The sequence below is a fragment of the Paramesorhizobium deserti genome, from assembly GCF_001558695.1.
Taxonomy (GTDB): Bacteria; Pseudomonadota; Alphaproteobacteria; order Rhizobiales; family Rhizobiaceae; genus Paramesorhizobium; species Paramesorhizobium deserti.
In genome coordinates, this window is the sequence record NZ_LNTU01000004.1 from 1 (window position 1) to 23283 (window position 23283).

Here is a 23283-nt window from a genome sequence, read left to right on the forward strand (position 1 = left end):
CCCTGCTTCAGAATGAATGCCTTTTGAGCATCCGAAAACTGCGATGCCTTCATCGTCTTCCGTTCCTTTCCCAGCCAGGAAAATCCACCGGAAAACTCTAACCATAACTGGTCCAGTTTGAAGGGGGCAGATCACCCGCAACAAAGACTCCAGCAAGCGAGACACAAAGCAGAAGCGCGCGCCGGAATGACATTCCAGAAAATACGTTTGATTTAGCCATGTCGGCGCCTTTCAACGGACAATATCAATGGCGCTTCCGTCACCTTTGTGAGGACGCTTACCGTCCGACCGGGCTCCTGGTCGGCGACCCCTGTCCAAACGGCCGGGAAGGCTGGAAAGTGAGCGTTGATGAGCCCGGCTCTGAACGAGCAAGGAACGGACTATGCGGTCGTCACCAAGAGGATCGTCGAACGACGCGTTCTGGACCGGAGGCGGACAACCTACGCACCTACTTTTGTTGTCGGAATTTTTCTGGAAGCCGTTCGATAACACCGTTCTTTAGAAGCTGATCAAGATAAACTTTACCTTCAGCGTCTCCTTCGCCGGCAGCCTTACGAAGCAATTCAATGGCTCGCTTTTTATCCACCGGAGTGCCTATGCCAATACCGTACATCAGGCCAAGCGCGGTTTTCGATGATGGAAAATCTCCATCGGCGGCCTGTTGCAGTAACAGGAACGCCTTTTGGGGGTCCCTTGCTACGCCATCTCCCGTCAGATACCTTATTCCCATCTGATACTGAGATACGGGATCGCCATGCTCTGCTCCTCGCTGGAACCACATCTTGGCTTTCTCGGGGTCCCGCTGAGTGCCTATGCCATCGGCGTAGGCCGCACCCAATAAGCCTTCCGCCAGAGAATAGCCCTGCTCGGCTGCCCGCTGCACCCATCTGAAAGCTTCCACTTCGTCTTTCTGGATGCCATAGCCTCCTTCCTGATACATCAACCCGAGCATTATCTGACTGGCTCCCTGTCCTTTCCGGGCCATCTTTTTAATGACCGCAACGTTCTGCTCATTGGCATAGGCGGTCGCTTTGCCGTTGGAATACAGTCTGTAGATTTCCACAACCGCGCGAGCACTGCCGTTTTCCGCGGCCTTGCGGAACCATGACCCGGCCATGGCATTGCTTTGCTCGACGCCATCTCCGTTCAGGTACATTAGTCCGATCTCGAGCTGCGCGTCCCGATCGCCACGTTCGGCAAGAATTATCGCGGCTTCATACCTTTGTTTCTGCCGATCGGGCTGTGCTTCAGTCGCGGCAGCGTTTTCTGAAACGATTGCCACAAGAAGTGGCAGACAAAGCAGAAGCGCTCGCCGGAATGACATTCCGGAAAATACGTTTGATTTAGCCATGTCGGCTCCTTTCAACGGACAATATCAATGACGCTTCCGTCACCTCAACGAATATATCTGCTACCGGACATTCATGGAGCATCAGTCATCTCCCCAGCACCGGGTCAGGTTAGCAACAGTTTTGGCGAGAAGATCGCACTCACGCGTGGGGCCATACTGCCGGAACAGCGCCTGCCGGGTCATGTCGAGGTCCAGCAGAATCTCACGAGCGCCCGCGTCGCGGATGAAGCTGCGTATCCAGGTGACCGCGACCAGCCGGGTACCCGATTGGACCGGATCTACGCGATGGATCGAGGTGGATGGATAGAGAACCGCATCGCCTGCTGCGAGCTTCACGGCCTCGGTCCCACTGGCCGTCTCGATGATCAATTCGCCGCCATCATAATCGTCGGGATCCGTGAGAAACAGGGTGAGTGACAGATCCGTTCGATGTCCCATCATGATGGGATCGTCGATATGGTCGCCGTAGGTCATGCCGGTTTCGTAGCGGCTGAACAGCGCAGGCATGATAAACTTGGGGCGCGCTGCCATCATGAAGGCAGGATGCCGCATAAGTGCATCAGTGACGATGTCACGCGGGCGACCCAGCTCCGGCGCTTCGGTGGGCACCTGTTCGTTGTTCTTTGCATCCCGGACCTGCCACCCGGCCGTGATCTTGCCGTCCTGCCAGGGAGCCTTATCCAGGGACGACGTGATTTCCTCTATCGCCGAAGGGTTTAGTACCTCACTTAGTCGAAACATCATTTTCTCCGGATATCAAAAGGACAACTGACGAGGACCGGTTTACGGAAACCCGGTGAGCGGTCCTACAGTTGAAGCAATTTCCTTTCGGTGGGTGCGGCAAGGGTGATGTGACGCTCCGCCAATGCGATAGTCGAGGGGCGATGGGCCACGATCACACGGCTGATCGCCAAGGCCGCGACCGCATTGTTGATCTTCTGCTCATTGGATTCATCGAGATCGCTGGTCGCCTCATCCAGAAACAGGATGCGCGGTTTCCGATAGAGAGCCCGCGCCAGGAACAGGCGCTGTTTTTGGCCGCCTGAGAGGGTGCTGCCCATATCACCGACCAGGGAATCATAGCGCATGGGCATGGCATCAATTTCGTCAGCGATCGCTGCCATGCGGGCGCATTCTTCGATCCATGACTGGTCGGCTTCATGATCGAAAAGGGCAATATTTTCGGCGATCGTTCCCGCGAACAGTCGGTCTTCCTGGAGCACGGTGGCCGTCATGCGCCGATAGTTGGTGAGGCCGACGCTGTTTATGTCCTCGCCATCGACAAACACCTTTCCGCCGGTCGGTGTGATCAGCCCTGACATGATCTTGAGAAGCGTCGTTTTTCCACACCCGGATGGCCCGACGATAGCCACACATTCGCCGGGGATGACCTCGAGATCGATTCCGTGCAGCACGTCGGCCAGTCCTTCGCCGTAGGAAAAGGATATGTCCCGCAGGGTTAGATGCGCCGGAGAGGATCGGGGCGTGGGAGCAGGGAAAATCCTGGTTGCATCCTCCTCAGGGGCCGCCAGCGCGATATCCGCGATGCGCTCCGCGTGCAGCCCGAGCATCTTCAGGCTGATAGCCAACCCGATCAAAGCGCTGACCCTGCCGACGAACTGATCCTTATAAGCCAGGAAGGCGACCAGCATTCCGAGCGTCATGTCACCAGCCAACACTGCGCGGGTTCCGAGAACTAGCATGATGATGCCATCCGCGCCTGAAAGAAGCCCACCGATTGTCCCAAACACGAAATCCAGTTTTTGAATCCGCAGATTGGCGTTGGTGGCCTCGATCAGCAAATTCAGCCAGGCACCCCGCCGCTTCTCGTGGAGATCGAGCGCTTTTATGCTGGCGACACCGCGAATGGTCTCCATGAAGTGCGAGTCTTCCTTCGCGCCCTGGATGATCGCCGCTTCGTTGGCGTCGCGGTATGGCCGGTATGCGACTATGCGAACGAGGAGATGCAGGGCAATCGTAACGATGGCTACGATCGTCAGCCAGCCGCCGTAAAGCAGCATCATCGCCAGCGCTCCCACGGCCATGATTCCGTCCAGGACGGCGCCAACCAGATCCGTGGTGATGGCGGACTGGATCCGTCCCAGAGAACCAAACCGCGAGACAATGTCGCCGATATGCCGCTTCTCGAAATAGGATAACGGTAAACGCAGGAGGTGATCGAAGAGCGCTGCGGTCCATTGCACGCTGAGACTGGTGCCCATGATCAGCGTCGCCCAGGACCGCGCGAGACCTGTCATTGTCTGGAGCAGCAGCAAAGCACCGAGGGTCACGGCCACCACTGTGAGCAGATCATGGTCGGCCGCAACAATGACCTCGTCGAAAATCACTTGCGATCCAATCGGAGCGAGCAGTGCAAATGACTCAAGGCAAAGCGAAAGAAGAAAAATCTGCGCCAGGGCGCGCTTGAGACCGACCACACGCCGAAACAGATCCGAGAGCCGAATACGATCGCGCTCGGTCTTCTTTTCAAAACCGCCTGTCGGCCAAAGTTCGAGGGCGATACCGGAAAAGTACTCCGATATCTCGGAATGGGGAATGTGGCGGCGGCCGACAGCCGGATCGTTGATGATTGCGCCTTTTGACGTGACACGCTCCAGCACGACGTAGTGGCGCAATTTCCAGTGGAGGATGCATGGGAGCCGGAGATTGACAAGCTCTTCCAGTTCGATCCGCACCGCGCGCGCCGCCAACGACAAACCTGACGCAAAGCGCGAGATATCGATCAGCGACAAGCCTTTCATCGAGGCTGAAAACCGGCGCCGGAGGGCACCGAGATCAATCCTGTGGCCGTGATAGGAGGCGACCATGGCAAGGCAGGCGAGGCCACATTCGGCGACTTCCGTTTGTAAAATCACGGGCAGCGGCCGCCGGAAGCCAAATGACAATCTGGAAACGGGATTCATGACTGGAATCCGGGCGCGGAACCGACGATCTTGCCGCGTAGGCTATAGAGCGGTTCGAACAACCATTGATAAAGCGGTCTTGTGTCGAGCAGCAGATCGGCTTCAACCGTCATTCCGGCGCGCAACGGCTCCGGTTTTCCATAGGCCCTGACGAACGGCTTGTCCGGCTGAACGGTGATCCTGTATCTGGGAACGTTCTGGGCGCGCTGACCTGTGAAGGTTGCGCCCTGCTCGTTTGGAGCCAGGGTAACGCGGGAAACTTCGGTGACTGTTCCAGGATACTGGCCGAATTTCTGATACGGAAACGCTGCATACCGCAAAAGCACGCCAACCCCTTTTTGCACGAAGCCGATGGCGCTGCTTTCCGCCAGAAGATGGACCTCCATCTGCCCATTTGCCGGCAGTATCGTAGCAAGCTCCGTGCCCGCGGCCACCATCTGCCCCGATCTGGCAAGCACGGCCGCAACCGTTCCGTCACGAGGAGATGTCACCACAATGGCATGCCGGGCTTCACCCTGCGCCAGCTGCTCCTCAATCGATGCGATACGCTGCCGAAGCTCGCCCATCAAAAGCGCTGCATTCGCATCGAACCCCGCGATCCTGGTGCGGTTTTCCGAGAGATGTCCAACGAGCTGGACACGCTGACGTTTGAGGCTCTCCAGCTCCTGCCGGGTCTGAATATAGGTTTGCTGGCGATATTCGAACTCGCGCTGCGTGGTAATACCCTGACCAACGAGGTTTCGATACTTCTCCACCTGTGGTCCCAGAAAAGCGATATATTCTTCGGCCTGGTTTATCTGAGCATCGACACGTTCGATTTCGTTTTGTGTCGAAATGCCTTGGGCAAACAATCCCTTTTTATCAACTTCATCGAGAATGGCTCTCTGTGAGATTGCCGCCTCAAGCTCGGCTTTTCGGGCTAATAGCTGCGCTTTGACGATCTCTTCGGTGATCCCGAGACCTGTCTTATAATCAATCCCAACGGTGTAGAGTTCGTCGCCGCGCCGTACGAAAGCGCCTTCGACCACTGCTTCGCTGATGACCCGCCCCGGTTGCGGCGCGAATATATGGGTCACGCCGGTGCTTGGCGTGACCACCCCGGATACGCGAACGCGCCGGGTATAATCGCACAGCGTAAGGACGCCCACGATCACGGCCATTGCAAAGACGCCCATTCCGGTCGCCAATGAAACCGAAATGGGCTGCAATAGACTTGGCCGCCCTAACCAGGCGTCACGTCGGGCCGCAAGCGCTTCCTGACGGTAAAGCGACTCCGTCCCGGCTTGATCAGGCATGAAGTATTCTACCGGGGTGGGCAGTTGGTTCGATCACAATGCTCTCCGGTGCTGTAAGGTAAATTTGTTGCAAATTATGTTTCTGGCGCTTTTACTAATTGTGAAAAAGACATTCAGCACGAATAGACTTTTATTTTGATTGAGATCCGCCCGAATGTTCAATAAAATATCAATAATTATTTAAATAGCTTGGAGTATTTTCATTATTACGAACGCTAATATAACTGAAAGTACCCCTACGAGCGACCTGGGAGCTGCACGTAAAAAGGAAAGTTTCTTTTCAATAAGTTGGTACATTGAGAATATCAAAAAAATAAGAATAGCAAATACTATGCCGTCGCGTAAGGACATTATCCCCTCCGAAAGCGCCCCTCTCAAGGGGCGCCAATTTCAAAATTACCGAAGGCCACTCAGGTCTCCGTTGAATCCCCCGCGCCCGACAACTTCTCCGGCTCCAATTGTGGCACTTCGCGTGTAGCCACCTATATAATTGCCTACATAGCCTCCTATGGCAGCGCCCCAAGCGCCTGCTTTGGCTGTTGCCGCTCCTCCAGCCAAAGAACCAACAAGTGCATCATGCTCATTCCAAGTGAGGCCATTCGTCGTTCCCTTGCCTCGGCCTAAATCACTTCCTGGTCCGCCACCAGCGCTATCGCTGCGTCCGCCTGCCTCACCGCTACCCGTGCTGCCGCTTGAAGCCTGCCCGCCACCTTCTCCGCCAAAGACCAAGGTCATTTCATTCACTGTCAATTCACGCATGAGTAATCCCCTACAAAATATGGTTTCAACCAGAAATACAATTGACGGGTATTTCAGCGACTATCAAAGGTCAAATCGCAAGAAGTTGGGCGTCTCTATTTACCGGCGTTTGAAGTGTCGAGGGCGGTCAAAACCTGCCCGAGAATGACGTTGGAGGCGACGTTTCCACTTCAATGTGAAAGCCTCTAGTGCGGGCGATCAGGCGCTTTTCAAGCGCAACAAATCTTAATGCGATACAACACCGCGATTTTCCTTGAACGCTAATGTGCGACCGAACTCGCCCGAGGGCTCATTATGCCGGGCAAGAGAAGAAAGGTCTTTCATGAGCATCAAGCCGTGGCTCAAACCGTTCTATCGGCCGCGGCCGCTTGTCAGGTGCGGGATCGTTGCCTCACTCGCATTCGCCGCCTTTATGCCGATTGCTGAGGCTCAGCAGAAGATGCCGGTCACGGTCATTGTTGCGAAGCGAGGCGACGTCACGGATCGCATATCGGTCGTTGGAACGCTTGCGGCACGCGAGGAAATCCTGGTTCACCCCTCCGTCTCAGGTCGGGAAATACAGCAGATCCTTGTGGAGGCCGGTGAAAGGGTCGAGCAAGGCCAGCCCCTTGCCCGGTTTGAGCAGACCGATGCGCTTCTCGCGCTCGATAAAAATGCGGTCAGCGCCCTTCGCGCAAACGCCGCCGTGGCCGTCGAGGCCGGCAAGGTCGAGGTGGCGCTTGTCGCCGAGCGCGAAGCCAGGGCGAAACTGGAGCGCAACCAGGCTCTGCGGTCGAAAGGAATTATTTCCGAGCAGGTTCTGGACGACAATCGCAACGCTTATGACCGCGCCGTCGCGGAAACCGCCCTTGCGCGGCAATCGCTCGCCCTGGCGCAAGCCGACGGGCAGTTGATCGCACAGGAAAGAAAAGAGGTCGAGCTGACGGTCGAGAGGAGCACTTTGCGCGCGCCCGCGTCCGGGCTCGTTCTGGAGCGTAATGCCCGCGTCGGTGTCATGACATCCGGTTCCGGCGATCCCCTCTTTCGCATCGCAAAGGACGGCAAGATCGAGTTCGTTGCGGAGGTCACGGAAACGAATTTCGTGCGGCTGCGTGAAGGCATGCGCGTGGCAGTGACCATTCCCGGCCATGACAAGCCGGTCACCGGCACGTTACGGCTCAATGCGGCGCAACTCGACCCAAAGACGCGGAGTGGCACCGTTCGCGTCGAGCTCGATGAGGGTGAAGACCTCGTTCCGGGCGTGTTTGCACGCGGCGTCATCGACACGTCCAGGCGGAGGAACGTCCTCCTGCCGGGAACCGCTGTCAGAAGCATCCGCGGCTCCCATAGCGTTTTTATCGTCAAGGACAACATCGCTGAAATCCGGAATGTCAGGATCGGCGCGCGTCAGGACGATCGCGTCGAGATCATCGAAGGTGTGGAGGATGGCGAAACGGTTGTTCTGAAGGCGAGCGGCTTCCTGAAAGACCAGGATCGTGTCGAGCCCGTCGCCGTATCGGCTGAAGCCGACCCAAAGCGAGAGGTCCCCCAAAAGGTCTCATTTGACGATTCAGAAGGGACAGTGCGTTGATGAAGGCTAATATCTCGGCCTGGGCGATCCGCAATCCGCTGCCATCGATTCTACTCTTCGTGATCTTGACCGTGGCAGGTCTCTACAGTTTCTCCCGGTTGCCGATCACCTATTTCCCGCCGATCATCACCCCGCTCGTCAAGGTCACCATCGAGCAATCTGGCGCGACACCGACCGAGCTTGAGACCGAGGTGACGCGGCTGGTGGAAAATGCCGTGGCGTCGCTGACCGGCATCGAAAAAATCACTTCGACCATCGGTCAGGGCCGCTCAGTGACCAGTGTCGAGTTCGAATTGGGTGTCGTCTCGCCGGACCGGGCGGTCGTCGACGTGCGCGATGCGGTGGCAAAAATCCGTTCCGACCTGCCTGCGACGATCGACGAGCCGGTTATCGAGCGGGTCGAGGAAGAGGCGCGATCCGTCGTGACCTACGCCGTCAGCAGCCCGACCATGACGGTTGCTGATCTCTCCTGGTATGTGGACGATCTGGTTACCCGTACCCTGCAAGGCCTGCCGGGCGTGGGGCGGATCGAGCGTGTCGGCGGCGTGACCCGGGAGATCCGCATCGAGCTCAACCGCGACCGGTTGCAGGCGCTTTCACTATCCGCAAGCGCCATCAACGAAAGCCTGCTCAGAACCCAGATCGAGAATTCCGGCGGGAGAAGCGCACTTGGCGGCCGTGAGCAGGCCCTGACGACCATGGCGGCCGCCAAGACCGTCTCGGAGCTTGCCGATCAGCGCATCGCGCTTTCCTCCCAAGCGGCCGTGCGGCTGGGGGATCTGGCAAGCGTTCAGGATAGTGCGGCGGAAGCACGTTCCTTCGCCACGCTCGATGGCGCGGATGTCGTCGGGTTTGCGGTCTATCCCGCCCAGGGCGCAAGCGAGGTATCCGTCGCGGACAGGGTCTCCAGGGCGCTGGCGGGGCTTGGCGCTCGCGACAAGGATGTGCGCTTCAGTCTCGTGGATGACATTTCCACCTATACATCAGGCAATTTCTCATCGGCCATGAGCACATTGTTCGAGGGCGCCGCGCTTGCCGTCGTGGTCGTGTTCCTGTTCCTGCGCGACGGGCGGGCGACGATCGTCGCCGCGGTGGCGCTGCCATTGTCGATCATTCCGACCTTCTTCGTGATCGATCACTTGGGCTTTTCCCTCAATATCCTCAGTCTGCTGGCGATCACGCTGGTGACGGGCATCCTCGTCGACGATGCCATTGTCGAAATCGAGAATGTCGTCCGCCATCGTGACATGGGCAAAAGCGCATATCGGGCGGCGCTCGACGCTTCCGACGAAATCGGCCTCGCCGTGATCGCCATCTCCGCCAGCATCATCGCCGTATTCGCGCCTGTCGGCTTCATGAGCGGCGAGGTGGGCCTGTATTTCAGGCAGTTCGGCCTGACGGTTGCCATCGCCGTCTTCTTTTCGCTGCTGGTGGCGCGGCTGATCACTCCCGTCATGGCCGCCTATTTCATGACCGGAAGCCCGCGGGCCGGGGAGAAAAGAGGGCGCTTCATCCTGGCCTACGAGCGGTTGCTGCGTATCAGCCTAAACTGGCGGTGGGCGACCGTCGGGCTCGCCGCCGGCTCCTTCGCCCTGGCAATGCTCGCTTTGTCATCATTACCGACGGCCTTTCTGCCGGAGGAGGATACCGGGCGCCTGACCCTCTCGGTTGAACTGCCGCCCGGCTCCACGCTCGACGAGACCCGCGTGGTATCGGATGAAATCGCGGAGCGCATCCGGACGTTCAAGGAGGTCGAGGGCGTATTCGCCCGCGCCGGTACAAGCATCAGCGGGTTGGAAGACGTGCGCTATGCGGTCATTCTCATTGACCTATCACACAAGACCGAGCGAGACCGCTCATCCTTTGCAATCGAAGCGGAAATGGAAAAGACCCTCTCGTCTATCCCCGACGTGAAGTTGCGGTTCCTCAACGCGCGCGGCGGGCGCGATCTGTCCTTCGCCCTGCTCTCGACCGATGGGGAGGCGGCTCTGGAAGCCGCGAACGCCATCGTAGCGGAGCTTTCAGCCGATCGGGCGTTTGTCGATCCGGCACTCGACAATGCCGCCATGCGCCCGGAACTGAGAATGCGGGTTCAGACGGACAAGGCTGCAATGCTCGGCGTATCGCCGGCGGCGATCGCCCAGACGATCCGCGTGTCGACCATCGGCGATGTCGACAGCCGCTTGCCCAGCTTTACCGATGGCACACGACAGATCCCCATCCGGGTCGTCATCGACCGCAACGCCCGAGACGATCTGCCGACGCTTGAAATGCTGACCGTCCCGTCTGACGATGGCGCCCATGTCCCGCTATCCGCCGTGGCTGATATCAGCTTTGACGAGACGATGTCGGCGATAGAGCGGCTTGACCGCGAACGCCGGATCGAGATCGGCGTGGACATGGCCGACGGCCTGACATCCGGCCAAGGAATGGAGCGGCTGCTTCAGCTCGATAGCGTCAGGAACCTGCCGGAAGGCGTTGGCCTTCAGGCAACTGGAGACTCCGATACGGAAAGCACCGTCTTCGAAAGCTTCGCCGTAGCGATGGGATCGGGCATCATGCTTGTGCTCGTCGTCCTGATCCTGCTGTTCGGCAGCGTGCTGGCGCCGTGGACGATCCTTGCTTCTCTTCCCCTATCGATTGGCGGGGTTGCCGCGGCCCTGTACTTAAGCGGCAGCGCCATATCACTGCCAGTCGTCATCGGCATCCTGATGCTGATGGGCATCGTCACGAAGAATGCCATCATGCTCCTCGATTTTGCAATCGAGCGGGAGGCGCATGGGCATTCGCGGCTCGATGCCGTCATCGAGGCTTGTTCCGAACGCGTTCGCCCGATCGTCATGACGACCCTCGCCATGGCCGGCGGCATGATCCCGTCTGCCCTCGGTGTGGGTGATGGCGGCGAATTCCGCGCGCCCATGGCCATTGCCGTCATCGGCGGGCTTTTGGCATCCACGCTTCTTTCGCTGATCGTCATCCCCTCGCTTCATCTCATCGTTTCGAGCTTTGGCGATCGGATGGGGCGAATGTTCAGACTGCTCTTCAACGTACAATCGCCAGATTTCTGAAGGAATGGCATTCCGGAACATCGCAACATAACTTAACAAAGCGAAATATCCGGGCTCTCTTCGGTGTGCATGGGTAATGCGGATTGGGCTAGAGCATGATCCCGAAAAGTTGCAGGCTTTTTGGATAAGATCAGGCGGCGAAAACAAAGGGTTAGAGCGTGATACATCACGCTTTGATAGGCTTCATGCAACCGAATACGGAAAATGCTCAAGTTCTGATCGTCGAGGACGATTCGGAAATCGCTAATCTGCTTGCCTTGACCATGCAGGATAACGGCATGATCCCGACCGTTGCCGAAGATGGTCGCGTAATGCAATCGCTTCTGCGCAATAATTCATACGATCTCATCATCCTCGATGTCATGCTGCCGGGCGAGGACGGCTTGAGCATCTGCAGGAAAATTCGCTCCGAAAACACCATTCCGATCATCCTGTTGACGGCCCTTGGTGAGGAGGTCGACAGGATTGTCGGACTGGAAGTCGGCGCCGATGATTACGTGGCGAAGCCGTTCAGCCCCCGGGAAGTTGTCGCGCGTGTACGCAGCCTGTTGCGGAGGGCCTCCTATGGATTGGTCAAGAACACCAGCCCGCGAAAGCTCCGGTTCGATGGCTGGCAACTCGACCCCATGCGCCGCCAGCTTCACGACCCCAGCAATGCCCGCGTCGCACTGACGACCACGGAATTCGACCTTTTGCTGGCGTTTTGCCGGAATCCGGGCCGCATCATCACCCGCGAGGAACTTCTCTCATTGACGCATTCGGGCCTTGCCGGTCCGATCGAGCGCAGCATTGACGTCCATATCAGCCGCCTCCGGCAGAAGATCGAGGTCAACCCCAAGGAGCCGACGCTGCTGCGAACAGTCAGGCTTGGCGGCTATATGTTCACCGCGACGGTTGAGGAAGCGTGAGTCTGACGACAAGGCCGCCCTCACGCCGGTCGAGAAACGCCAGTTCGCCCCCATGGGCCTGCACGATCTCGGCAACGATCGAAAGTCCCAGCCCGAAGCCGGCATTGGCGTCGTTTCGCGCGGCGTCGATCTTGAAAAAAGGCTCCAGAACGCGCTTTCGGTAGGGTTCGGAAATGCCGGGGCCGTCATCGATGACATCTATGATCATCCCCCCGGGATCGGTGCGCAACTCCACCACCACCGAATTCGCGAACTTTGTGGCGTTATCGCATAGGTTTGTGACGGCGCGCGTGATCGCGAGCGGCTTACAGTTCGCGATCAGCCTGTTCGGCCCATGATAGGTCACGTCGAAGCCGACATCGGCGAATTCGCTGCAGATGGTCTGGAGAGTGCTGGCAATGTCCGTCCGCTCAAAACCCTCTTTCCGGTAATTGTCGCGCAGATAATCGAGGCTTTCGCTCAACAATCGGTCGAGGTGATTGATATCGGACAGCATCGCGTCACGGTTTGTTCCTTCTGGCAGCCGTTCGGCCTTCAATCTCAACCGCGTCAGCGGCGTGCGCAAATCATGGCTGATACCCCGCAGCATGCGCGTGCGGGATTCCACCATGTTCGCAATCCGCTTGCGCATGCTGTTCAAGGCCCGCGCCAAAGTGATGATTTCCGTACTGCCGCGTTCTTCGAACACCTCCCCTTCATGCGCGATATCCGCATTCATTGCCGCCTGGGCCAGCCGGCGCAGCGGCAGCATGATCGCCAGAACGGCAAAAGCGGAGAAAAGCAGAATGAGGATGATGAGCGCGACCAGATAATATGTTACACGCCTCAGGAAATCGCTGGTCTGAAAAGGATTGGAGGAAATCACCGTGACCAGCATAGACGTATCGTCTACCCGCATCGCAACGACGCGCTTGCCATCCAGAAATGTTTTCCAGCCGCCCCAGGGAGGAACCGCACCATCGGGAGGGATCAGTTGCTCTATTGCTCTGCCCCAGAGGCTCTCCCGAGGTGAGGATGTCGTGAATTGTTTGCTGAGGGAAAGGGGCAGCAGCATCAAATCCAGCCCCGCTCGTCGGGCGGCACCAAGAATCGTTTCTCTTTCATCCGGTTGCGAGGCCGCCAGAAGCTCGCTGACCGTCTGGACCTGCTCGGCGACCTGCTCGATATCCTTGCCCCTGTAATCGTAACGGACCAGATGTTCGAGCATCGGAATGGTCAGAAAGATAATAATCAACAGCGCAATGACGACGAGAGCGGTGATCTGCCCATGGATCGTCCGCAACCCGAGCGACGCGCGCAATAGCATAACCCCTCCATCCGTTGCTTTTTTGATGGATCGTAACATGAAGGACGCGCTCCCGGCCCGTAAGGATTGTTAAGTTTTATTGCTGTCCGGCCGCGTGTTCGGCCCGCCGCCGCCGTTAATGCCTGATCGTAACAAAGCTTAATATAACGACATGTCCGAAGCGGGGCGCTCGTGAAAAGTAGCGTCTGTCCCCGGTCTCGCTGCTCGGTGAAAATCCGTGCGGCGCCACCAACCCGCCTTGGAGCCTCCATGTTCTCGACAATTCAAAATGACCGTCGCGTTTCGCCCTGCATATTCGGCCTTGCAATGGGAATCATGGGAATGACGGACGCTGCGTCGGCCGCCGATCTTTCTCCTCCGGAGCGGGCTTTCGACCAGGAGCGATTCGAGCAGCGGTTCGAGCCAAAGCGGAACTGGAGCCTGATCCTGGGCGCCGGCGCGATGTACAAACCGGAATATGAGGGAGGTGAGGACTTCAAGGTCAGCCCCATCCCCTTCGTGAAGTTCACCTATGGCGAATGGCTCGAAATCGACCCCAAGGGGGTCACCGTCACGGCCCTCAAGCACAACGGTTTTTCGCTTTCCGGCACGGTCGGCTACGAATCAGGGAGAGATGAGGACGATGGCGACAGGCTTCGAGGCCTTGGCGATATCGATCTTGCCGCCACGGTCGGGGTCAAGGCGGCCTATGCGTTGGGCCCGGTCGAACTCTCCGCAGCGGTCGAGCAAACGATCAGCGGCAGTGAAAGCCTTATCGGCACATTCGGTATCGAATATTCGGCGCCTGTAACCGAGAAGCTCATCCTTGGTGCGAAAGCCGAGGCGATCGTGGCGAATGACAAGCATATGGAGGCCTATTTCGGCGTCAATTCCACGCAGTCCGCAGCCTCCGGGCTGCCCGAGTACAAGCCGAAGGCGGGCCTCAAACGCGTCAATGTTTCTGCGTCCGCGACATATCTGCTGGATGAACACTGGCTCGTACGTGGCCAGGCAGGTCTCGGCATATTGACAGGAGATGCTGCCGATAGCCCGATCGTCGAGGAGAAGCTGCAGCCCTCGGTTTCCCTTGGGATCGGCTATAAATTCTGACGTTCATTTCCACAGGCCCCAAGCCGGTTACCTCCATGAAGGAGATGAAAATGCTGCGCGCCCTGTTCGCCGCCGCGATCGCCGTACTGGCGCCGTTTCCGGCCACCGCCGAAGAAGATCCCCGGCGTGCCGTCGAAGCCTATTACGCCGCGATTGACAGAAAAGATTATCGCACCGCCTATCAGCTGTGGGATCAGCAGGGCCAGGCGAGCGGCAAGAGCTTCACCACCTTTCGCGATGGCTTCATGGCCACCGCGCGATCGAGTGTGATCACAGGCTCCCCGACCAACGGCGACGCCGGCATGAGCCAGCAATGGGTGGATGTGCCGGTTGACGTTCATGCTACTCTCAAGAACGGAGGCGCCCAACACTTTCGCGGTCATTACAGGCTGCATCGTATCGTACCCGGTATTGGCGCGCCCGCTGATGCCGAGAAGTGGCGTCTTTCCTCCGCCAAACTTGTTCCCGTGCGCTGATCGATACATTCTCGACCCTGAGAATCGGCGATGAGAAAATCTTCGCCGGAAATCCCCCAAGTGCAAGGATCATTCCTGATGACGCTGACACCCGAAGATATCCGCGAGACGCTCGCCATGCAGCCGCACCCGGAGGGTGGGTGGTTTGTGGAAACCTTCCGCGACAACGCCGCAGCCGGCGGGCGCGGCCATTCGACGGCGATCTATTTCCTGCTCGAGGCAGGACAGGTCTCCGCCTGGCATCGTGTAAAGGATGCAGCCGAGGTCTGGCACTGGTATGGCGGCAGCCCGCTCGAACTGAAGCTCTCCAACGGCGACGCCAGCCGGACGATCCGCCTCGGGCTTGATCTCGGGAACGGCGAACGCCCGCAGGGCGTGGTACCGGCCGGCTGGTGGCAGACGGCAAAAAGCCTCGGCGCTTGGACGCTGGTCGGTTGCACCGTTGCCCCCGGCTTCGACTTCACGCAATTCGAGATGGCGGAACCGGGCTTCCTTCCCAGATAATCCGGCTTTTTCTTCCAGCCGGCTCCACCGTCCGTTCACAGCGTTCCGGTCCCCTTTGCATATCGAGGAGGAACCGCACGCGGCCGACAATTGCTTACCAACCGCGCGATGTCGACAGCGTCGTTAAAGCGCTGTCGCATCGTCTTCTTGTTGGTGCCATGCCATGGAATGGCCCTTCTCCTGCCAAGCGGCCTTCAGCCAGATTAGTGTCTTCCGGCTCTAGGCAGGCAAGTGGCAGTGGGCTAAGCTTCCTCTTCAGAATGGGCCGCAGCGGGGCGGCGAATGCTCGAATGCGGGGCTGTCGGGATGGTGTCAAGCACGGATCTGCTGAGGATCGAAGACCTCGGCATTTCGTTTGCGATTATCGGTGGGCCGATCCGGGCAGTCCGGCACGCCAGCCTTCGTGTCCTGCCCGGCAAGGTGACAGCGCTCGTCGGCGAATCCGGTTCCGGCAAATCGGTGATCAGCCAGGCCGTGATGGGCATCCTGCCCCACACCGCCCATATCACTGGACGCATCCTGTTCTCTGACCCGGAAACACCCGGCGAGACCGTGGATATCCTCAAGATGCCCCGGGATGGGCCCCAGATCCGGGCGCTGCGCGGAAGCCGCATCGGCAAGATCTTTCAGGAGCCGATGACCTCGCTTTCGCCGCTGCACACAATCGGAAACCAGATCGGCGAAGCCATGCAGATCCACACCGACGCGTCGGCGGCGGAGCGAAAGGCGCGCACCGAGGAGATGCTCGGTCTCGTCGGCTTTGCCAATCCCGCCCGTTCCTATGACATGTATCCCTTCGAGCTTTCAGGCGGCATGCGGCAGCGCGCGATGATCGCCATGGCGCTGATCTGCCGGCCGGCCCTGCTGATCGCCGACGAACCGACGACAGCGCTCGACGTGACGATCCAGGCGCAGATCCTGAAACTGCTGCGCGATCTCCAGGCCAAGTTCAATATGGCCATATTGCTGATCACCCACGATCTCGGCGTGGTGGCCAATATCGCGGACGAGGTGGTGGTCATCTATCACGGCGAGATCATGGAGGCCGGGCCCGTCGAGGCGATCTTCCGCCGGCCGGCCCACCCCTATCTGAAGGGCCTGATGGCCGCGGTCCCGCATTTCGATCTGAAACCCGGCGAACGGCTCGCCGCAATCCGCGAGGTTCCGGTCAATGTCGAAAGCCTGTTGAGCAAGCGCAAGGTCTCTTCCTCCAGGGATCGGGAAATCCTGCTGTCGGCCAAGAACCTCGAAAAGACGTTCACCACCCGCAAATCCGACTGGCTGGGCAAGGAGCACAAGACGACCGTCCGCGCCGTGGACGGCGTGAGCTTCGACATCAGGCGCGGCGAATGCCTCGGGCTCGTCGGCGAAAGCGGCTGCGGCAAGACGACCGTCAGCAAGATCCTGATGCGCGCGGTCACCGCCGACGGCGGATCGGTCGTCCTCAACAGCGCGACCGGACCGATCGATGTGCTGGCGGCGGAAGGGGCGGCATTGCGCGAGCTGCGCACCAGGATCCAGATGGTGTTCCAGGATCCGGTATCCTCGCTCTCGCCCCGCATGACGGTGCAGGATATCCTGAGCGAGCCGTTGGAGATCCACGGGCGCGGCGATGCCCGCTCGCGTCTCGCCAAGGTCAAGGCGTTGATGCAGGCGATCGGGCTCGATCAGCGCTTCATCCATCGCTATCCCCATAGCTTTTCCGGCGGCCAGCGCCAGCGCATCGGCATCGCGCGGGCGCTGGCGCTAGGGCCCGATCTCCTGATCTGCGACGAGCCGGTCTCCGCCCTCGACGTTTCGGTCCAGGCGCAGATCCTCAACCTCCTGAAGGACCTGCAGAAGGAGCTGGGGCTGACCTATCTCTTCATCTCGCACAATCTCGCGGTGGTCGACTATATGGCGGACCGCATCGCCGTCATGTGCCGCGGCCGTATCGTGGAGCTGGCGCCGCGCGAGATCCTGCTGCGCAAGCCGGTACACCCCTACACCCGGTCGCTGGTGGCGGCGGTGCCGTTTCCCGATCTCGACCGGCCAATGGATTTCAAGACGCTGAAGCTGACCGGAGCGGCTGATATGAGAGCGTGGGGACCGCAATTCCGCGACGATGGTGAAGCCGATGCGCTGGCGCCGCTCGATCTCGGCGGCGGGCACCTGGTGCTCGCTCGCCGCACCGCCGACATCACGGAGTTGCGCCCGTGTTGAATCGGCGCACCGTACTCGGCCTGATGGCATCGGTTTTCGCTCCCGGCAGGCCTCTCGCGGAGGACCGGGGCGCGGAGGACCGGGAGCCGGCTTTTCTTGAGCAATCGCTTAGATCCGGCATGCTGCCGAAGCTGGCCAATCGTCTGCCGAAAATGCCTCGCATCGTCAATCTGACCGCCATGGGCAGGGAGCCCGGCCGCTATGGTGGCACCGTGCGGACGCTGATCGGCAGCCAGAAGGACATCCGGCTGATGACGATCAACGGTTATGCCCGGCTGATCGGCTATGATGAAAAATTTAACATGATTCCGGATATCCTCGAAAGTTTCGAGGTGAGCGAGGATCGTATCTTCACCTTCAGGATACGCGAGGGACACAAATGGTCCGACGGCACGCCGCTGACGCCGGAGGATTTCCGCTATTGCCTGGAAGATGTCTGGCTCAATGAGGAGCTTTCGCGCGGAGGTCCCGTCACCGCCTTGCGGGTCGACGGCAAGCCGCCGCGTTTCGAGATCGTCGATCCACTGACCGTCCGCTATTCCTGGGATGCGCCCAATCCCGACTTTCTGCCGAAACTGGCGGCCGCCCAGGCGCTGAGCCTTGTGCTGCCTTCAACTTATCTCAAGCAGTTCCACAAGAAATATCAGGATCCCTTCCGGCTTTCGGGGCTGATGAAGGAATATCAGGCCCGCAACTGGGTCGCGCTCCATATCCGCATGGCGCGACAATACCGCCCCGAAAATCCGGAATTGCCGACGCTCGATCCCTGGCGAAACACAACCAACCCGCCGGCGGAACAATTCGTCTTCGAGCGCAATCCTTACTTTCACCGGGTCGATGAGAACGGCCGGCAATTGCCCTATATCGACCGCTTCGTCCTCAATGCCAGCTCCTCGGCCATCATCGCCGCCAAGACCGGCGCCGGCGAAAGCGACCTTCAAAGCCTTGGGCTGGATTTCCCCGATTATGCCTTCCTGAAAGACGCGGAGAAGCGTTATCCGATAAAGGTCCATCTCTGGAAGCGCACGCAAGGCTCGCGGCTGGCGCTGCTGCCGAACCTGAATTGCGCTGATCCGGTCTGGAAGCCGCTGTTGCGCGACGTGCGCCTGCGCCGGGCGCTATCGCTTGCCATAGACCGACGCGAGATCAACAAGGCGGTGTTTTACGGACTGGCGACGGAGAGCGCCGATACGGTCCTTCCCGAAAGCCCGCTCTATCGTCCCGAATTCGCCCAGGCCTGGATCGCCCATGATCCTGCCAAGGCCAATGCCTTGCTCGACGAGATAGGGCTTACGACACGCGACGATGACGGACTGCGGCTCCTGCCCGATGGCCGCTCCGCACAAATCATCGTGGAAACCTCAGGCGAAAGCACGCTCGAGACGGATGTGCTCGAACTCGTCACCGACCATTGGCGCCAGATCGGAATCGCGCTCTTCATCCGGCCATCGCAACGCGATGTCTTCCGCAGCCGGGCGAGTGCGGGTCTAATCATGATGTCGATGTGGTCGGGCATCGACAATGCAGTCCCCACGCCCGACATGAGCCCGGACCAATTGGCGCCGTCGGCCGAAGAGCAGCTGCAATGGCCGCTTTGGGGCGCCTATTACATATCCCACGGCAAGGTGGGAGAAGCGCCGGATCTCCCCGAGGCGGTCGAGCTCGTATCGCTTCTGAAGCGCTGGCGCCGGTCGGCCACATCAAGCGACCGGGCGAAGATATGGCACGCGATGCTTTCGATCTACACCGACCAGGTGTTTTCGATCGGCATCGTCAACGGGACGCTCCAGCCGGTGGTGGCGTCAACGCGACTGCGCAACCTGCCCGACAAGGCGCTCTACGGCTTTGACCCCACCTCCTATTTCGGTGTCTACATGCCTGATACGTTCTGGCTTGGCGAGGAGGGCTGACCGTGCTGCGATACATCGTCTGGCGCATCGCCGTCATGATCCCGACATTACTGATCATCTCGGCCCTGATCTTCACCATCATCGAGCTTCCGCCTGGCGATTATTTCGACAGCTACATCGCGGAGCTCAGGGCCCAGGGCGAAAGCGTGGATTCCGAACGCATCCAGATGCTGCGCAAGGAATACGGCTTCGACAAGCCGCCGGTGCTGCGCTATTTCCACTGGGTCGGCGGCATGCTGCATGGCGATTTCGGCTATTCCTTCGAATATGAACTGCCGGTCCGCGATGTGGTCGGCGACCGGCTGTGGCTCACCATCCTCGTCTCCTTCGTCACCATCGTCTTTACCTGGCTGATCGCCTTCCCGATCGGTATGTATTCGGCGACCCATCAATATAGCTGGGGCGATTACGGGCTGACCCTTCTCGGCCTCATCGGCCTCGCCATACCGAATTTCATGCTGGCGCTGATCCTGATGTATTTCGCCAATATCTGGTTCGGGACCTCGATCGGCCATCTCATGGACCAGAAATATCTGGGCCAGCCGATGGACTGGGACAAAGCCAAGTCGATCCTCGAACATCTCTGGATCCCCGTCGTCATCATCGGAACCGGCGGCACGGCGAGCATGATCCGGCGCCTGCGCGCCAATCTCCTCGACGAGCTTCACAAGCAATATGTCATCACGGCCCGCGCCAAGGGCCTCGGACCCTTCCGCACGCTGGTCAAATATCCGCTGCGCATGTCGCTCAACTTCTTCATCTCCGATATCGGCTCGATCCTGCCGGCGATCATCTCCGGCGCCGAAATCACGGCGATCGTGCTGTCACTGGAAACCACCGGCCCGATGCTGATCAAGGCGCTGCAAAGCCAGGACATGTATCTGGCGGGCTCCTTCCTGATGTTCCTCGCTTTCCTGACGGTCATCGGCGTGCTGATCTCCGATCTGGCGCTGGCGCTGCTCGACCCCCGGATCCGCCTGCAGGGCGGCAGCACCAAATGAACTCTCCCCTCCCCCCTCCCGGCGCGCCGCTCCAGCATTACGTCTCGACCGCACCGTTCGATCCCAAGTCGGTCGAGGTGATGACGAAGGAGCAGGAGCGCGTCTACCAGGCCTCGCAACTGCGCCTGATGTGGTGGAAGTTCCGGCGGCACAGGCTTGCCCTGGCATCGGGCGTCTTCCTCCTGGCGCTCTATCTGATGATCCTGATCTGCGAGTTCCTGGCGCCCTACAATCTCCATACCAGGAACATGGATTTCATCCATGCGCCGCCGCAACCGGTGCACCTCTTCCATGACGGACAATTCGTCGGGCCGTTCGTCTATGGCCGGCAGATGACCTTGAACATGGATAAGCTGAAGCGTGAATATTCCGACGACAGGAACATGATCCAGCCGATCCGCTTCTTCTGCCGGGGCGACAAATACCGGTTCTGGGGGCTCTTCGAGAGCGATCTCCACCTTGTCTGTCCCGCGAAAGGCGGCGAGCTTTTCCTGCTCGGCACCGATCGGCTTGGACGCGATGTCTTGTCGCGCATCATCTATGGCGCCCGCATCTCGCTGACGATCGGGCTGGTCGGGATCACGTTCAGCTTCCTGCTCGGCATCGTCATCGGCGGCCTTGCCGGCTATCACGGCGGCGTTTTCGACCTGATCGTGCAGCGGGTGATCGAAGTGCTCCAGTCTATCCCCAGCATCCCCTTATGGATGGCGCTCGCGGCGATCATGCCAATCACCTGGAGCCCCATCCTCATCTATTTCGGCATCACCGTTATCCTCGGCCTCCTCGACTGGACCGGCCTGGCGCGCGCCGTCCGCTCCAAGCTCCTGGCGTTGCGCGAAGAGGACTATGTGCTGGCCGCCCAGCTGATGGGCGCCAGGGGCAGCCGCATCATCCGCCGCCATCTCATCCCCGGCTTCATGTCGCATCTGATCGCGACGGCGACCATCTCGATCCCCGGCATGATCCTCGGCGAGACGGCGCTGAGCTTCCTGGGGCTCGGCCTTCGCGCACCGATCACCAGCTGGGGCATTCTTTTGACCGAGGCGCGCAGCGTCAGCGTCATCGCCTTCTATCCCTGGCTGCTGTTCCCCATGATCCCGGTCATTCTGGTGATCCTGGCCTTCAATTTCCTCGGCGATGGCTTGCGCGACGCCGCCGATCCGTACCGGTAAGGATGGGGTTTACGTCGCCTGAGCTTTAGCTTTCCGAAGTCGGGCGGGCTAGGCAGCATGGCGTAGGCACCAATAGCTCAGCTGGATAGAGCACCAGACTACGAATCTGGGGGGTAGAGGTTCGAATCCTTTCGGGCGCGCCATTTCACAAAACTGGGCACTCCTGCGGGAGAGGCCCCGCCGCCCATTACCAGCCTTTCCAGAATCGTTCTTCGTCCGTGGATGCGGATTTCTGTGTCGTCAACTTCGACGTTGTCGATCATGGCGCGGAGACCCGTCTCACAAATTTAAGCTTGAGCCCGGTACCGCCGCGCCGGGGCCGGCCTAGAAACGTGGGGCAAGAGCCTGCTGCTTCTGCCGGATCATCCGGCGGATGGCATCCAGGCCTGCAACCGCGTGGCTGTGGGCCTCTGTGCCCAGCTCGGTTTGCGCCAGGCGCGTGAGGATTTTGTTAAATCCGGGCGCGATGCCAAGAAGCTCGATCTTCTAAAAGCAGCGCAGACAGCGCGCAGAGAGAAGGCCGAGGCAGCGCAAGCCGCGATGAAGGCGCGGCATCGTCACGAGGGCGGAGCACTGGCACAGCAGCAGCTAGCAGTGCGGCGGCAGTTGCGCACGCGCTATCTGGATGAAGCCCGACGCGTGAAAGAAGCCCGCGCTGCTGCGAAGCCGACGGGCCTTGCGGCCTTTCTTGGCCGCGTAACCGGCGTCAGTTTCGTCATCAGCAAGCTCCACAAACATCGGGACGCGCAGCGCTATCAGCAATCAAGTAAAGGTGAGAGCACGCAAGGCGGGCGTGGTGGAGACGATGGTAAAGGCGCTGTTCGTCGGCGGCAGCGGACACGGCGGCGGGATAATGAGATCGCGGTGCCCAGGGATCAGGCGGAGGTGTTAGAAACCCCGGCCCCGAATGTGCCGGAGCCGCACTGGACCGAATTGCCGCTGGCCGATGAGTACCTGGAGGCGGCTAGGGACCGCGATGAAGTGGGGGATGAGAGCGGAACGGGCGGGCGGCGGATCAAGCCGTCACGTTCGAAGCGGGGGAGTGAGCGCGACGATGATAACAAGGATTTTGAGCGGGAACGGTAGTATGGGCTCGCCCCTCTCGGGTCAGGCTCTACGCAATGCACCGAGCCGCCAGCCGTCTCGGCCCATTCGGGTGGCGATCCTTCGCAAGTCAAGGAGGCTCGGGAGCCCACCATCGAAGCAGGCTACGCACCGGAAGGGTGTTATCCGCCGGGGGTGGAAACCAGGGGGCGCTCTGGAGTGCGGCGCGCAGAGGCGTCTGTACCAGGTCAGGGGCGCGCCAGACATATTCAGCGGCCATGGCTTTGCCTTCGGGCGTCAGCGTTTGGAGATGGCGGATGGCGGAGTCGACTGAAAAATCTTCGCCGGTCTCGTTTTTGAATTTGGTCGGCAGACCGGTCCACACCACAACATCAATGCTTTTGCTTTGCGCCCAGATCGGGATGGTATCGGGAACAGGCAGTTGGCAGTTGCGACGACTATCAGCAAACCAGAAACCCATATGGCGCATGACGGTGCTTTCCCGGCATCGGAGATCGGCAATCGCATCGTCAGGGTCCTTGCGCGTGCTAATTGCATACTGGACCGTGCAGTTCTCCCCATTCTCAGGGTTGATTACTAGCGTGAGGGCACCCCGGCGCGTTTGTGAAATGCGCGAAAATTCCAGCGGCAGCACAGGCCCGTCCGCAAGTCATTCCCCGTGATGCCTGTCGAAGTCCGGTCGT

The 23283-nt window shown here is 59.6% G+C and carries 17 protein-coding genes; 11 read left to right on the forward strand and 6 right to left on the reverse strand.

Annotated elements, in window-relative coordinates; translation table 11 throughout:
* Positions 1 to 448: 448 nt before the first annotated feature.
* The 4 genes from ATN84_RS08185 to ATN84_RS08200 form a co-directional block, all read right to left on the reverse strand.
* Positions 449 to 1351 carry a tetratricopeptide repeat protein gene (locus tag ATN84_RS08185; protein WP_068881186.1) on the reverse strand — a complete coding sequence of 301 codons (903 nt, stop codon included), beginning with the start codon at positions 1349 to 1351 and terminating at the stop codon, positions 449 to 451.
* Between the two features lie 81 nt (positions 1352 to 1432).
* Positions 1433 to 2095, reverse strand: coding sequence for a Fe2+-dependent dioxygenase (locus ATN84_RS08190; RefSeq protein ID WP_068881188.1), 663 nt, complete (start codon positions 2093 to 2095; stop codon positions 1433 to 1435).
* A gap of 62 nt (positions 2096 to 2157) precedes the next feature.
* Positions 2158 to 4275 carry a peptidase domain-containing ABC transporter gene (locus ATN84_RS08195; protein WP_068881189.1) on the reverse strand — a complete coding sequence of 706 codons (2118 nt, stop codon included), beginning with the start codon at positions 4273 to 4275 and terminating at the stop codon, positions 2158 to 2160.
* Positions 4272 to 5450, reverse strand: coding sequence for an HlyD family secretion protein (locus ATN84_RS08200; protein WP_068881190.1), 1179 nt, complete (start codon positions 5448 to 5450; stop codon positions 4272 to 4274). Before ATN84_RS08200 ends, ATN84_RS08195 begins: the two co-directional genes overlap by 4 nt.
* Positions 5451 to 6651: 1201 nt before the next feature.
* On the opposite strand from ATN84_RS08200, the gene ATN84_RS08205 reads away from it, so the two are divergent.
* From ATN84_RS08205 to ATN84_RS08215, 3 genes are all read left to right on the forward strand, one after another.
* Entirely contained in the window at positions 6652 to 7899 is a 1248-nt protein-coding gene (locus ATN84_RS08205; protein ID WP_068881191.1) for an efflux RND transporter periplasmic adaptor subunit, read from the forward strand.
* Positions 7899 to 10967 (forward strand): efflux RND transporter permease subunit, encoded by a 3069-nt coding sequence (locus ATN84_RS08210; RefSeq protein WP_068881192.1) that lies wholly within the window; start codon positions 7899 to 7901, stop codon positions 10965 to 10967. The genes ATN84_RS08205 and ATN84_RS08210 overlap by 1 nt, the downstream gene beginning before the upstream one ends.
* Positions 10968 to 11152: 185 nt before the next feature.
* Positions 11153 to 11875, forward strand: coding sequence for a response regulator transcription factor (locus ATN84_RS08215; protein WP_068881193.1), 723 nt, complete (start codon positions 11153 to 11155; stop codon positions 11873 to 11875).
* On the opposite strand, the gene ATN84_RS08220 is transcribed toward ATN84_RS08215, so the two are convergent.
* A complete protein-coding gene (locus tag ATN84_RS08220; protein WP_068881194.1) occupies positions 11850 to 13181 on the reverse strand; it encodes an ATP-binding protein in 1332 nt (443 codons plus the stop codon). The two genes, ATN84_RS08215 and ATN84_RS08220, sit on opposite strands and share 26 nt — an antisense overlap.
* Positions 13182 to 13502: 321 nt before the next feature.
* On the opposite strand from ATN84_RS08220, the gene ATN84_RS08225 reads away from it, so the two are divergent.
* The 8 genes from ATN84_RS08225 to ATN84_RS08265 all read left to right on the forward strand — a co-directional run bounded on the left by ATN84_RS08225 (position 13503) and on the right by ATN84_RS08265 (position 22621).
* Positions 13503 to 14270, forward strand: a complete 768-nt coding sequence (locus tag ATN84_RS08225) for a MipA/OmpV family protein (protein ID WP_082766176.1) — start codon at positions 13503 to 13505, stop codon at positions 14268 to 14270.
* A gap of 35 nt (positions 14271 to 14305) precedes the next feature.
* Positions 14306 to 14746: a hypothetical protein gene (locus ATN84_RS08230; protein WP_153020155.1), complete on the forward strand. Its 441-nt coding sequence runs from the start codon at positions 14306 to 14308 to the stop codon at positions 14744 to 14746.
* Positions 14747 to 14824: 78 nt separating this feature from the next.
* The gene (locus ATN84_RS08235; protein WP_201026339.1) at positions 14825 to 15250 is read left to right on the forward strand and encodes a cupin domain-containing protein; all 426 of its coding nucleotides are present in this window, start codon (positions 14825 to 14827) and stop codon (positions 15248 to 15250) included.
* A gap of 306 nt (positions 15251 to 15556) precedes the next feature.
* Entirely contained in the window at positions 15557 to 17452 is a 1896-nt protein-coding gene (locus tag ATN84_RS08240; RefSeq protein ID WP_068881254.1) for an ABC transporter ATP-binding protein, read from the forward strand.
* Positions 17446 to 19362, forward strand: coding sequence for an ABC transporter substrate-binding protein (locus ATN84_RS08245; RefSeq protein WP_068881197.1), 1917 nt, complete (start codon positions 17446 to 17448; stop codon positions 19360 to 19362). The genes ATN84_RS08240 and ATN84_RS08245 overlap by 7 nt, the downstream gene beginning before the upstream one ends.
* Positions 19363 to 19364: 2 nt before the next feature.
* Complete coding sequence (locus ATN84_RS08250; protein WP_068881198.1) at positions 19365 to 20363, forward strand: ABC transporter permease; 999 nt, start codon at positions 19365 to 19367, stop codon at positions 20361 to 20363.
* Complete coding sequence (locus ATN84_RS08255; RefSeq protein ID WP_068881200.1) at positions 20360 to 21535, forward strand: ABC transporter permease; 1176 nt, start codon at positions 20360 to 20362, stop codon at positions 21533 to 21535. The genes ATN84_RS08250 and ATN84_RS08255 overlap by 4 nt, the downstream gene beginning before the upstream one ends.
* Before the next feature lie 396 nt (positions 21536 to 21931).
* Positions 21932 to 22621, forward strand: coding sequence for a hypothetical protein (locus tag ATN84_RS08265; protein WP_068881202.1), 690 nt, complete (start codon positions 21932 to 21934; stop codon positions 22619 to 22621).
* Positions 22622 to 22709: 88 nt separating this feature from the next.
* On the opposite strand, the gene ATN84_RS08270 is transcribed toward ATN84_RS08265, so the two are convergent.
* A complete protein-coding gene (locus ATN84_RS08270; protein WP_153020156.1) occupies positions 22710 to 23234 on the reverse strand; it encodes a hypothetical protein in 525 nt (174 codons plus the stop codon).
* Positions 23235 to 23283 lie beyond the last annotated feature (49 nt).

What these genes read in the sequence shown, in the direction of transcription:
- ATN84_RS08185 (WP_068881186.1), bottom strand. Translation starts at nt 1,351, where the DNA reads ATGGCTAAATCAAACGTATTTTCCGGAATGTCATTCCGGCGAGCGCTT.
- ATN84_RS08190 (WP_068881188.1), bottom strand. Translation starts at nt 2,095, where the DNA reads ATGATGTTTCGACTAAGTGAGGTACTAAACCCTTCGGCGATAGAGGAA.
- ATN84_RS08195 (WP_068881189.1), bottom strand. Translation starts at nt 4,275, where the DNA reads ATGAATCCCGTTTCCAGATTGTCATTTGGCTTCCGGCGGCCGCTGCCC.
- ATN84_RS08200 (WP_068881190.1), bottom strand. Translation starts at nt 5,450, where the DNA reads ATGGGCGTCTTTGCAATGGCCGTGATCGTGGGCGTCCTTACGCTGTGC.
- ATN84_RS08205 (WP_068881191.1), top strand. Translation starts at nt 6,652, where the DNA reads ATGAGCATCAAGCCGTGGCTCAAACCGTTCTATCGGCCGCGGCCGCTT.
- ATN84_RS08210 (WP_068881192.1), top strand. Translation starts at nt 7,899, where the DNA reads ATGAAGGCTAATATCTCGGCCTGGGCGATCCGCAATCCGCTGCCATCG.
- ATN84_RS08215 (WP_068881193.1), top strand. Translation starts at nt 11,153, where the DNA reads ATGCAACCGAATACGGAAAATGCTCAAGTTCTGATCGTCGAGGACGAT.
- ATN84_RS08220 (WP_068881194.1), bottom strand. Translation starts at nt 13,181, where the DNA reads ATGCTATTGCGCGCGTCGCTCGGGTTGCGGACGATCCATGGGCAGATC.
- ATN84_RS08225 (WP_082766176.1), top strand. Translation starts at nt 13,503, where the DNA reads ATGACGGACGCTGCGTCGGCCGCCGATCTTTCTCCTCCGGAGCGGGCT.
- ATN84_RS08230 (WP_153020155.1), top strand. Translation starts at nt 14,306, where the DNA reads ATGAAGGAGATGAAAATGCTGCGCGCCCTGTTCGCCGCCGCGATCGCC.
- ATN84_RS08235 (WP_201026339.1), top strand. Translation starts at nt 14,825, where the DNA reads ATGACGCTGACACCCGAAGATATCCGCGAGACGCTCGCCATGCAGCCG.
- ATN84_RS08240 (WP_068881254.1), top strand. Translation starts at nt 15,557, where the DNA reads ATGGTGTCAAGCACGGATCTGCTGAGGATCGAAGACCTCGGCATTTCG.
- ATN84_RS08255 (WP_068881200.1), top strand. Translation starts at nt 20,360, where the DNA reads ATGAACTCTCCCCTCCCCCCTCCCGGCGCGCCGCTCCAGCATTACGTC.